The organism is Sphingomonas sp. (genome assembly GCF_036677245.1).
Taxonomy (GTDB): domain Bacteria; phylum Pseudomonadota; class Alphaproteobacteria; order Sphingomonadales; family Sphingomonadaceae; genus Allosphingosinicella.
Map to the genome: position 1 here is coordinate 81,705 of NZ_JAKFCG010000011.1, position 12,258 is coordinate 93,962.

At 64.8% G+C, this 12,258-nt stretch carries 9 protein-coding genes; 2 read left to right on the top strand and 7 right to left on the bottom strand.

Annotated features, from left to right (window positions below; all coding sequences use genetic code 11):
- Window positions 1-1,128 carry a glycosyltransferase family 4 protein gene (locus V6M48_RS01435; RefSeq protein ID WP_332810734.1) on the top strand — a complete coding sequence of 376 codons (1,128 nt, stop codon included), beginning with the start codon at window positions 1-3 and terminating at the stop codon, window positions 1,126-1,128.
- Here V6M48_RS01435 and V6M48_RS01440 read toward each other — a convergent pair.
- The 7 genes from V6M48_RS01440 to V6M48_RS01470 all read right to left on the bottom strand — a co-directional run bounded on the left by V6M48_RS01440 (window position 1,125) and on the right by V6M48_RS01470 (window position 9,996).
- On the bottom strand, window positions 1,125-1,988 hold the full coding sequence (locus tag V6M48_RS01440) for a glycosyltransferase family 32 protein (protein WP_332810735.1): 864 nt from the start codon (window positions 1,986-1,988) through the stop codon (window positions 1,125-1,127). The two genes, V6M48_RS01435 and V6M48_RS01440, sit on opposite strands and share 4 nt — an antisense overlap.
- A 67-nt stretch (window positions 1,989-2,055) precedes the next feature.
- Complete coding sequence (locus V6M48_RS01445; protein ID WP_332810736.1) at window positions 2,056-2,919, bottom strand: glycosyltransferase family 32 protein; 864 nt, start codon at window positions 2,917-2,919, stop codon at window positions 2,056-2,058.
- A 131-nt stretch (window positions 2,920-3,050) separates the two neighbouring features.
- Window positions 3,051-4,025: a glycosyltransferase family 2 protein gene (locus V6M48_RS01450; protein ID WP_332810737.1), complete on the bottom strand. Its 975-nt coding sequence runs from the start codon at window positions 4,023-4,025 to the stop codon at window positions 3,051-3,053.
- Between the two features lie 29 nt (window positions 4,026-4,054).
- Complete coding sequence (locus V6M48_RS01455) at window positions 4,055-5,890, bottom strand: ABC transporter ATP-binding protein (RefSeq protein WP_332810738.1); 1,836 nt, start codon at window positions 5,888-5,890, stop codon at window positions 4,055-4,057.
- Window positions 5,891-6,019: 129 nt separating this feature from the next.
- On the bottom strand, window positions 6,020-6,730 hold the full coding sequence (locus V6M48_RS01460) for a class I SAM-dependent methyltransferase (RefSeq protein ID WP_332810739.1): 711 nt from the start codon (window positions 6,728-6,730) through the stop codon (window positions 6,020-6,022).
- Window positions 6,731-6,888: 158 nt separating this feature from the next.
- Window positions 6,889-8,025, bottom strand: coding sequence for a glycosyltransferase family 4 protein (locus V6M48_RS01465; protein ID WP_332810740.1), 1,137 nt, complete (start codon window positions 8,023-8,025; stop codon window positions 6,889-6,891).
- A 39-nt stretch (window positions 8,026-8,064) separates the two neighbouring features.
- Window positions 8,065-9,996, bottom strand: coding sequence for an acyltransferase family protein (locus V6M48_RS01470; protein WP_332810741.1), 1,932 nt, complete (start codon window positions 9,994-9,996; stop codon window positions 8,065-8,067).
- A gap of 290 nt (window positions 9,997-10,286) precedes the next feature.
- On the opposite strand from V6M48_RS01470, the gene asnB reads away from it, so the two are divergent.
- The gene (asnB, locus tag V6M48_RS01475; protein ID WP_332810742.1) at window positions 10,287-12,257 is read left to right on the top strand and encodes an asparagine synthase (glutamine-hydrolyzing); all 1,971 of its coding nucleotides are present in this window, start codon (window positions 10,287-10,289) and stop codon (window positions 12,255-12,257) included.
- Window position 12,258 lies beyond the last annotated feature (1 nt).

Genomic DNA, 12,258 nt, shown 5'->3' on the forward strand with positions numbered 1-12,258 from the left:
ATGCGAGTCGGCCTGAATGCGACCTGCTTCAACGAACGACCGTCGGGAGCGAAGCAGCGCTTCACGGGTATTTACCGCGCGCTGATCGAGCGCTGCCGCGACATCGAGTTCGTCATCTACGAGCCCCGCGATTGCCGCGTCGGCGAATGGTTCGCGGGCGCGCCGAATGTCTCGGTGCGCCGCACGCCGCTGCCGAGCAGCGGGCGGTTCCGCAGGGGCTTGGGCGGCTTGCCTTATTGGCGCTTGGCGCTGGGCCGCGATCGCCTCGACCTGTTCGAGACCTTCCACCTGCCGCTGGTGAGGGCACCGAATTGCCCGACGATCCTGACCGTCCATGATGCACGGCCGGTGCGCCGCGAGGTGCCGCTGGTAAAGCGCCTGCTCTACGGCCGGGTTCTGCGGCAGGCGCTGAGGCGCGCCGATCATGTCATCACCGTCTCCGAGACGATGAAGCAGGAAATCGCCGAAATCGAGCCATCGGCGACGGTCACCACCATCTACAACGGCATCGACCCCGGCCCCTTTGCCGCCGCGAATGGCGATGCCGAGGCGTTGCGCGCGAGGCACCGCCTGCCACCCGAGTTCATCCTGGCGGTCGGCCATCTCGAAGCGCGCAAGAATTACGTCGGGCTGGTCCAGGCGGTGGCCGAGCTGCGCCGCGCCGGAAAAACGATCTCGCTCGTCATCGTCGGCAATGATGGTGGCGAGCGGGAAGAGATCAGGCGGGAGACATTGCGTCTCGGCATCACCGACCAGGTGATGATCCTCGAGGGCGTAAGCGATCTGGAGCTGCAGTCGCTTTATGCTTTGTGCACTTTGGTCGCCTTTCCGTCATTCTACGAAGGCTTCGGGATACCGGTGCTCGAAGCCATGGCTGCGCGCCGGCCGCTGGTGCTCAGCGACACGCCGGTGTTTCGCGAACTGACCGAAGGCCGGGGGGCTTATTTTCCCCCGGAAGACAGCGGCGCGATCGCCGCCGCGATCGCCGCAGTTCTCGACAGCCCGCAGCGTCAGCAAGAGCTTGTCGCTTATGGCGTCGAGCGAATCCGCGCGTTCGAATTTGCCAGGCTCGCCGGCCAGGTCGAGCAGCTCTATCGGCTACTTCAGCCTCAAGCGATTAAGGTCTAGGCTTGCGGTGCCGCGCGTGCGCGACGCATCTCCACTGCTTTGTTCCTGACCCAGCGGGCGGCGAGATAGACCTGGGTCCAGCACCAGACCAGACCGGTCGTCGCGATCATCGGCCGCTGGAGCGGCACATAATGGTTGGTGAACAGGCGATTGTGCGTGACGCCCGGGAATATCGAATATTCCACGCCGATCTCGCGATCGTCCTGCACCAAACGATGGGGATGGAGGTGCCGGATCGGCAGGATGGCTTTGGTGTAAGCGATCGGCCCGGTGACCTGGAGCACGGCATGCTGCCCCAGCTTTTGCCGCCACGGACGATAGCCGTGGATATTCTGCAGGACCTGCTCGATCACCGCCTTGAGGAACGGGTGGCCCGGGGCGCAGATGACATGCCATTGCTGATATTCGCCGCGTCCCGTCGCCTCGATCTCGCCATGCATGCCCCAGCCGGCGCGCGGGCCGCCCGCGTGGTTGCCCCAATGGCTCAGCAGGTAGACGTCGTCCGGCCGCAACATTTCATCGAGCGGGCGCACGGTCGTGCTCTTGATGTCGAGGTAGACCCCGCCGACCCGGTAGAGGAGCAGATAGCGGAACAGATCGGCGCGTGCCGCCCCGTAGCGCGGATCGATGCGATGGTAATAAGCGAGGATCTCGTTGCCGTAGCTTTGGCGGATGAAAGCTTCGATGTCGGCGTCGTCGTAAAGCCTGTGCTCCCAACCGGGATTCATCGCCTTCATCGCCGCGACATTTGCCCTGAGCTCATCCGGAAGGTCGTGCGATCGGAAGGTCTGATGGATGATCTTGGGGATGTGGGCACCCAGCGGCACCGCCGGAAGCTTCGGCACGGCAACACGGCTCATCGAATGTCGGTCCTCATTTCCCATGCGCGCAGACTAGTCGCCGGCCGCGGCAGAGCAACATCGGCCCTCATCTCGTCTGCGAGGCGCGCGGCGCAAGGAAATCTCTGGCCTTGTTCCTCGCCCACCGCGCCGCGAGGTAGAATTGCGTCCCGCACCAAACCAGACCGCTCGTGGCGATCATCGGCCGATCGAGATAGACATAGTGGCTGGCGAAAAGCCGCGTGTGGTCGAACCCGGGCAGGATCGAATATTCCAGCCCGATCTCGCTTTCGTCCTCGACCAGCCGATGGGGATGCAGCGCGCGTATCGGGTGGATGGCCTTGGTGTAGGGGATCGGGCCGGTGACGCGCACCGTCGCATGCTGCCCCAGCCGCTCCCGCCACGGCCGATAGGCGTCGATATTGCGGAGAACCCGCTCGATCACCGCCCTGAGGAACGGATGACCCGGGGCGCAGACGATATGCCATTGCTGATACTCGCCGCGGCTGGTTTCCTTCAGCTCGTCGTGCATTCCCCACTCCGCGCGCGCTTCGCCCGCCTGGTTCCGCCAATGGCTGAGGATATAAAGATCGTCCGGTCGGATCACTTCGTCGAGCGGGCGGACCGTCGTGCTCTTGATGTCGAAATAGACCCCGCCGACCCTGTACATCAGGAGATAGCGAAACAGGTCCGCGCGTGCGGCTCCGTAGCGCGGATCGATCCGCCGGTAATAAGCCAGGATCCCGCTTCCATAATTCTCGCCGATGAAGCGCTCGCGATCGTCGCCGTCGTAGAAGACATGACTCCAACCCGGGTTCATCTCCTTTATCTTGCGGATGTTGTCGGTGAAAATCTCGGGAAGATCGCGCGACGTCATCGTTTGATGGATGATCCTCGGGATAGCCGTACCCAGCGACACCGTCTCGAAATCCGGCACTGCGGCTGAGCTCATGATCATCCATCCCCTTCACATCCGCGCCAGCAATCAGGATTCCGCTGTCCGCGGCGCCCTAGAGCCTGATCGTTTGAGGTGGAAGCGCTTCGCGCTTTCGCCGAAAGCGTGAATCAGGCTCATTCAAATGTTTAGGCCGCGGCATTTTCGCGAACGAGTTGTTTCATCCGGCTGTACAGCTTCATGCCGGAACGAAGCATCGGCGACGGCAGCCGCGCAAGCAGCCGATAGGCGACAGGCGCACTCCCTCCCTGCACGCGCAACGCGGCCAGATAATCGCGCGCGAGCCTGGTGCGGCCGTGAAACAGCGCACCGCGGCTATAGGCCGTGAGAAGCCGCGCGCGAAATTCCAGGAGTTGCTCTCGCCGGTCGCGCAAAGCATCGTCGGCGAGCGCCTGCTCGATCGTCTGCAGCGCCGGATCGCCGCCTGCATCGTCATCGGCATCCAATTGGCTGTCCATCGCGCCGCCGGTGCCCTGGACGTAAATTCCCGTCACATAAGGGTGGATCGCAAAGCGCCGGTCGAGTGCGAGACGCGTCCAGAGCTCGAGATCCTCTCCGGGCCATTTGGCCTTGAACCCGCCTTGCTCGCGCAATGTCGCCGCGCGAACCGCGACGACCGACGTGTGAACGAGCTGATGATCGTTGAGGAAGTCGACCAGGCCCAGCGGCTGGCGGGGGCGACGGCCGGCGAGAATGTCGGGCATGTCGATCCGCCTGGCCCGCACATAGCCCGAGCTGACGACATCTGCGACGGGATAGGCGTGGATCAGCCCTGCCAGGGTTTCGAGATGGTCCGGCAGCCAGAGATCGTCCGCGTCGAGGAACGCGATCCAGTCGCCCGCCGCTTCGGCGATGCCGCGATTGCGCGCGCAGGCCGGCCCGGCATTGGCTTGCGCGACGACCCGCAATCCTGGGAGATCGGCGGCGAGCACGATGCTCGCGCTGTCATCGGTCGAGCCGTCGTCGACGACGATCACCTCGAATGGCGCGTAGCTCTGGCCTGCCACCGACGCCAAGGTCGCGGCGATATGGGCTTGCTTGTTGTACAGCGGGACGACCACCGAGAAACGCGGCCGGGCCGATGGCTGCACCTCTGCGCTCACCGCCTTCGTTCCATCCCGGCCACCGGTGCTCAGACGCGGCGGCGGCCGCGGCGTCCGCCGGCCGCAACCGGCGTGGGATCGCCCACCACCTCCTGATAGCTTCCGGATTGAACGATCCGGCCGCTCTCCAGCCGATAGATCGTGTCGCACACCGCCACCGTCGTCAGTCGGTGCGCGATCACGATCACGGTCAGCTCGCGATCGAGGCCGGAGACCGCTTCCATCACGGCGGCTTCGGTCGAGGCATCGAGCGCGCTGGTCGCTTCGTCCAGAACCAGCACCGAGGCATCCTTGTAGAGCGCGCGCGCGATGCCGATGCGCTGGCGCTGTCCGCCCGACAGGCGGATGCCGCGTTCGCCCACAGTCGTCAGGAAACCCTCGGGAAGCCGCTCGACGAAGTCAGTGATGTCGGCGCGCTGGGCGGCGCGCAGCACACGCTCCATGTCGATGTCTTCGGGGCTTGATCCGAACGCGATATTGGCGGCGATGCTGTCGTCCGAAAGGAATATCGCTTGCGGTACATGCGCGATGCGGCGCTGCCACTCGGCGATGTTGCTGTCGTCGAGAATTTCGCCATTCAGCAATATCCGCCCGCGGCTTGGCGTCAGCAGCCCCATCAGGACGTCCGTCAGCGTGCTCTTCCCGCTCCCGGTCTTGCCGATGAACGCGACCCGCTCGCCCGGCCTGATCGTGAGATTGATGTCCTTCAACACCTCCTCATCGGCGGAATAGCCGAAGCAAAGCCCCTCGACGTCGATTTGCACGCGCGCCGGCAATCTCGCCGCGCCCGCTTCGGACATGACGGCATTGCTGATGGGTGCGTTCATCAGCTCCAGCACGTCATTGAGGAAATGCGCGTTGATCGAATAGCTCGTCCAGGCGCGGAACATCGTCTGGACCAGCGGCAGCAGGCGTTGCGCACCCAGCGCGAACGCACCGAGGATCGGGATTGCGGCGAGCACGCCCCCCGGCTGCCAGCTGAAATAGACCGCGAGCAACGCCACCACGATGATGCCGAAGCTCTCGACGATGAAGCGCGGGAATTCCGAGATGAAGCCGGTGACGGTCGAGAGCCGCCGGATCTCACGTTCATGCTCGCTGAGCTTGCGCTCGAAAATCGGCTGGGAATGATCGAGGATGATGTCCCGCATGCCGCCCCAGCTTTCCTGAACGACCTTCATCCGCTCGGTATAGACGAAGGAGAACCGGCGCGACGTCGTGAGCAGCGCACGCTTGGTGACGAGGCTGATCCCGATGTAGATCGCGCCGACCGAGATCGATGCGAAAGCGGCCGTTGCGGGATCGATCACGAACAGAAAGATGACGATGAAGAGCGCGATCAGGCTCGAGGTGAAGGCAGTGATCGCCTGGCCGACGATGCCGCCAACCACGGCATTGATCTTATGCACGGCCGATAGCGCAGCGCTACTGTTCTGCCTCACATAATGATCATAGGGCTGGCGCAGCAACCGGGCGTAGACACGCATGCTGATGTCGTATCCGACGCCATAGATGAAACGGTAATTCGTCCAGGAGAGCGCGGAACGGACGACGGCCGAGAAGATTGCGGCGGCAATCAGAAACAGCGCGGCAATGCCGATCAGGTTCGTCCCTGGCGCGAGACCAAGCGAAGCGAGGGTGCTCACAACGATCGGGTAGCGCTCGAAATAGGTAGGATCGGCGACCAGTGCGAGCAGCGGCAGGACCGCGCCGATCGTCACCAGCTCGGCAATCGCGCCGACGAATGTCAGCGCGATGGTGAGCACAAGCTGGATGCGACGGCGACGGCTCATGACGCTGAACATCGCGGCTGCCCCTCGCCAGGGAAGCCGCATGTTGGCGACACTCGCCTCTTGATCACTCATATCGTCGCTTTATCCGAAGGGTCGTGGTCAGCGCAGCGCTCACCGTGTGGCAATTCCGAGGGAAAATCTACCCAAGCCTCTTCCGCGGTTGCTTGAACGATCTGCCCGGCTCCGCCGCGGATGAGGCCATCAGTCCCTGGCGGGCTCGTAGAGCGTCGTGCGGATGCGGGTCCCGGGATTGAAGGGATCCTCGACTTCGCACAGCACACGTTCCGAGGCGACCGAGAGCGAAAATGGAGGCGCGGTCACCACCACGCCGCTGTCTTCGGCAATGCCCTTTTTCTGGCGGCCAACTCTCACGCCTTGCCCCATCGGCATGTCGAGATTGGGACGGAAATCGGCGTTGCCAGGCCAATGCTCGGTTATGATCACGTAGCGGTAATTCGCGAGCTTCGGGACGACCTTCGCGATCTGCGCATTGGAGAGATGTTGCAGGACCTGCCGAAGCATCACGACGTCACCAGGCGGGAGAGGCTGCTCGACGATGTCGATGCAGCCGAATTCGACATCCTCGCCATCATATTCTCGTCTGTTCTGATCGATGACGGCGGGAACGACGTCATAGGCACGATAGGCGTTGAAGGCGCTGCGAATTTGAGCGCCGACGCTGAAATCGCCGCATCCCAGGTCGACCGCATCGAGCTTGGCCTGAAAGCCGGCGGCGAACGCCCTGATGCTCTCGACATAGGGAGCGACGATGCGCGGCTCGCGCGAACCGAGGCCTGAAAAATATTCGTCCCGCTCGCCGCCCCACAGGCCGCTTTCGTAGATCTGCGAAAAGGCTTCGACGACCGGCAGGCCTGCCAGACGTCGCTCTTCGCGCTGATGGAGCCAGTTCATGCGCGCCCGGCGAACGACAGCTGGAATCAATGGTCTCAGTAGGTCCCGAATGGGCATTTGATCCTCTGCGCGATTGGTTGAGCGGCCCTATCTGTCCGGACTGCACGCCACAAGGTCGGGGCTTGCGCAGCAATACCCCCGCGGGGACGGCCTCCGACTTACCGGCTCAGCCTCGATCTGACGGCAGCTTCGACTTTCTCGGCCCAAACGTCCCAATTCAGCCGCGCCTTGGCGTCATCGAGCGCGTCCTGAGACATTTGGGCGTAAACTTCGGGGGCGTTGAGAAGCCGCTCGACCTCGTCCGCGAAATCGCCGCCGCGTGCCCCGGCCGGCAACAGGACGCCGGTCTTGCCGTCGAGAACGACCGACGTCACGCCGCCGATCGCATAAGCGAGCGACGGGAGGCCGTGGTGGGCGGCTTCCGCGAATACGATCCCATAAGCTTCCGCCAGGCTCGGCAGGAGGAGGAAAGTGGCACCTGCGTACAAGCCTTCGAGATGCGCGCGGCCAGCGGCGGTTCGCTTGTCGATAAAGCCGTGGAAGATGACATTGGGGAGCGCGTTGCCTGCCGCCGCCGAACGGCCGACCACGTCCAGGCGCGCATCGATCCCGCGGCGGTTGAGCTCTTCGATCGTTTCAAGCGCGATCGCGCCGCCCTTGCGTTCCCAATCGGTGCCCACGAACAGCAAGCGCACGGGCCCTCGGCCGATCGCGCGCGCCGAACGATGCTCGAGCGTGATGTTCGCACCCCAGGCGATTTCGGCGATGCGATCTTCCGGCGCACCCTGCTTTTCCACCGCGGAACGGCGCGCCCAGCGCGACGGGAGCTGGATCAGGAAGGATCGCTTGAACGCGTGCCGCTCGGCAGCGATCGCCTTGCGTTGCGCGGTGAGCGAGATGCGCTGGAACATCTCGTAGGAGGCAATCAGATCCGGAATGGTGGCGTCGGTCACATAGACGACCGGGAGCCTGTCGACGAAGAGATAGGCCATGTCGGTCAGCGCCACGGCGAAGACCACGTCGGGCCGTGCCGCGCGCATCCGCCGGATCGCCGATCGCGCGGCAAGCGCCGAATACCAACGCGACCAGCTATATTCGAACGCAAGGCCCGACAGCAGCTTGAGCGCGCGTCCAAGCGGCCGGTACCAGAACGGCCAGGGCCGCTGGACGACCAGCGCGACATCGAACCTTTTCTCGAGCGCGGCAAGCATGTGCGAGGGCGTTCCCGACCACAGGTTTGGATCGCGAGGATCGCCATTCGCGATCACGGCGGCGCGGAGCGGCGGCGCGGCCATTGCGCTAGCGGCGAACCGTAAGAGCGCGAGAACCAGCCGTCATCGCGCCTCTCGCCATATCCGTGCGCCCAAGCCGATCCGCTGTCCGACGCGCGCCGAGCCCTCGTCGGTGAAATGGGTCTCGTCCCGGTAGATCGTCTTGCCGTCGGACACAGTGGCGCAGGCGTCGGCCCGGCAGAGATGCCGGTCAAGGCGGATCAGCGGCACATCGGCCCGTCTGGAAACCGTCTCGAGCAAGGCGAACACCTCGTCCTGATAGGGATCGATGGTTTGCGGGCTAAGCGCGCAATCGCGGAAGGGGCCGGCGTTCGGCAGGCGCTGCGCGACCCTTTCCCAGCAGCGGCCGAGGTCGAAACGGGCCTGCGGGGGCGGCGAGACGATGATCACGCGCTTGCCGCGCTTCCGGAGCTCGCCGATCGTGTTGACGAACGCGCTCGCGACCGCTGCCGGATCGGCCGGAGCAATGACCTTGGCGGCACCGTCCGCCTTCACCATCTGAAAGCCGGGAATGAGGAAGCGGAGGAACGACCCGGTCAGCGCGACCACCTCGACGCTTGGGGCGCCGCCGACATAATCGACGACGCTGCGCGTATAATCGATGCAGCCTCCGGCGGAGCCCGCCTCGTTCGGTCCTTCGATCGCCGACATTCCCAGGATCGGTGCGCACATGCCGAGCGACGCCTGGGCGATCGGCAGATCGCTGCTCGCCGTGACGGCCGGCCCCAAAGCGGCGGCCAGCGAATCTCCCCAGATCAGGATCCGCGGCTGATCCGATTCGGCGCAATTCTTGTCGTAGCCAAGGCCAAGCCCTTCCCCCGTCTGGCAGGCGATGCCGCGATTGGGCGCAAGCACCTCGGCATATTTGTCGGACGCTTCCTTCGCCAGCAGGAAAGGCACTGGAACCAGCAAGGTGAGCGCGCTGAGCGAAACCAGTGCGGCGGCGAGGCGCGAAGGACGCCAGCTGATGTAGCGTCCCGGATACTCGACCCAGCGGTACAGCGCATATCCGGCCACGAGCGACAGGACGAGCAGTGCAATGCTCAGCGGGACGGGGAGGTCGGCCGACATGAACATCACGCGGGTCAGCGCATAAATCGGGAAATGGACCAGGTATAAGGAGTAGGAAAAGTCGCCAACCGCCGCCAGCGCGGCCGTCGCCGGATTGCCGCACAGCAACTGGCTGTGCGCGAGGATGACGATCAAGGTCGCGAGACAGACGATCAGCGCATTGGCGCCCGGGTGAGGCAGGTCGAGCGGGAAGCTTGGAATGATCAGCAGCGACGCCACCGCGGGAACGAGCAATCTCGTCGCCCAGGCGCGGCTGCTCGGGTGCGCCGCCAGGAGCGCCCCGACCGATCCGATCCCCAGCTCCCAGAAGCGCGTCGGCAGCATGAAGAAAGTGACCGACGGCATGGTGGTGACAAGCACCAGCGCCGCACAAAGGCTGATCGCCGAACCAAGCAGGAGCAGCGGAAGCCACAGCCGCCGCCCCGAGATCGCGAGCAGCAGGGGGATAATCAGATAATATTGCTCTTCCAGCGAGAGCGACCACATGTGGAGCAACGGCTTCATATAGGCCGCTTCGGCAAAATAGCCGGTCTGCTTCCACAGCACGACGTTCGCGACGAACAGGATCGATCCGTAAAATTGCTGGAGATATTCGCGGAACTGCGTCGCCGAGAGCAGCAGCGCCGCAGCGACGGTCGTCAGTGCCAGCATCGTGTAGGCGGCAGGCAGGAGCCGGCGGGCACGCCTCAGATAGAAGCGCCTGAAGCTGAACGTTCCGGCCGCAAGTTCGCGCGTGATGATGCCGGTGATCAGAAAGCCCGACACGACGAAGAAGATGTCGACGCCGAGATAGCCTCCGGGGAAAACGCCGAGCCCGGCGTGATAAAGGATGACCAGCAGCACGGCCAAGCCGCGCAGCGCCTGAATATCCTGGCGGAATCCTACACCGCGATCACTCTTCATGCCGCTGCTCTTTCCGCTAGGAACGAGCAATAGCGGCCCACGGCAGCGGGGAATCGCAGAGCGCCAGGCTGTTCGGCAGGGTCAGGGCGAGTGGCACGACGATGCCGTAGCGAACGGTCATGGGCTGTTCAAGGCGAGCGGGGCAGCGGCCAGTGCCGCGCTGTGGCTGGCCTCCACTGGCAGCGACCGGCACAGCCGGGTTGCAGTCCGCCTTGACGCCTCTAAAAGGTGGCTTTCCCATTGCCTTGCGTGGCTTGCGCCGGCGATGCTCAGACCGGGTGTGTTTGCGAATGTGCGGATTGGCAGGAATATTGGGCGCCGGATCGCGCACGCCCAACCTGCTCCAGGAAATGGCCGGTTCGCTCGCGCACCGCGGGCCTGACGATCAGGGGATCTGGCGCGACGATGCCGCCGGGATCGGCTTCGCGCATCGCCGGCTGGCGATCGTCGATCTCTCGCCGATGGGCCATCAGCCGATGGAGTCGGGCGACGAGCGCCTGGTGCTGGCGTTCAACGGCGAGATCTACAATCACCAGGCGCTTCGGGTGCTTCTCGAGGCCGAACGCGATATCGCCTGGCGCGGCCACAGCGACACCGAGACGCTCATCGAGGCGATCGCCGCCTGGGGCCTGGAAAAGGCGCTGCAACGTGCGGTGGGGATGTTCGCGCTCGCTTTGTGGGACAGGCGGACGCGCAGTCTGCAACTGGCGCGCGACCGGTTCGGCGAAAAGCCGCTCTATTTCGGCTGGGTCGGCGGCGACTTCGTCTTCGCTTCCGAGCTGAAGGCGCTGCGCAAGCATCCGGCCTTCGACAATCCGATCGATCGGCGCGCGATGCGGCTGCTGGCCGCCCGCACCTACATACCGGCGCCCTTCTCGATCCATGAGCGCATCTTCAAGCTCGAGCCGGGATGCATCCTGACCCTCGGGACGGACGCGCCGCAGCATCCGTCCTCGAGCCCGCCCGTCGAAGGCCAGGCCTCCGGGCCGCTCCGGCTGGAACGCTATTGGTCGTACCGGCAGGCGGCGATGAAGGGCCTGGCCGATCCGATCCTCGACGAGCGCGAGGCGCTCGAGCAGCTCGAGGCGGTGCTGGCGCAGGCGATCGACGGCCAGGCGGTCGCCGATGTCCCGGTCGGAGCCTTTCTTTCGGGCGGGATCGATTCCTCGACCGTGGTCGCTCTCTACCAGGCGCACTCGCCCGGCCGGGTGAAGACCTTTTCGATCGGCTTCGAGGAAGCCGGTTTCGACGAGGCGGTCTACGCCAAGCAGGTCGCCCGGCATTTTGGCACCGAGCACCACGAACATTATGTCACCTCGCGCGAGGCGCAGCAGGTGATCCCCACGCTTCCGGCAATGTTCGACGAACCGTTTGCCGATTCCTCCCAGATCCCCACTCATCTGGTGAGCGTGCTTGCACGCCGCCTCGTCACGGTCGCGCTCTCGGGCGATGGCGGCGACGAGCTGTTCGGCGGCTACAATCGCTATCTCGCCACCAGTCGGGTGTGGCGGCACCTGCAGCGCGTTCCGCGGCCGGTTCGCGCGGCGCTGGGAGGAAGCCTCGCCCTCGTCCCCCCTGCCGCGTGGAATGGGCTTGCCGCGGCATTGCCGTCGGGCCGCCGGCCTGCCTTCTTCGGCACCAAGGTCCAGAAGATGGCGCGCACGATGCGCGACTGCTCGACTCTGGATGACGTAGTCGCGACCTTCCTCGACGAATGGGCCGGGAAGCACTCGCCGGTGCTTCCCCCCGCCGCGCCGCCTGCGGAAGCCGCGTTCGATATGGATCTCGGGCCGAACGCGCCCGATGTCGCGCGGATGATGTATTGCGACGCCGTCTCCTATTTGCCTGACGATATCCTGTGCAAGGTCGACCGCGCGGCGATGGCGGTCAGCCTCGAGACGCGCGTCCCGTTCCTCGACCACAGGGTCGCGGAGCTCGCCGCGCGCATCCCGCTCTCGATGAAGATCGACGGGGGTACCGGCAAGCTCATCCTGCGCCGCTTGCTCTACAAGCATGCCCCAGAGAAGCTGTTCGACCGGCCCAAGGCGGGCTTCGCGGTCCCGGTCGGCGAATGGATCAAGGGCCCGCTCCGCCCATGGGCCGAGGCGCTGCTCGATCCGGCGCGTCTCGAGGGCGACGGCTTCTTCGATCCTGCCGTCGTTCGGCAGCGCTGGGAATCGCATCTTGCCGGCCGCAAGGATTCGACCCAGGCGCTCTGGACCGTGCTGATGTTCCAGGCGTGGCTCGCGGAAAATCGCTAGT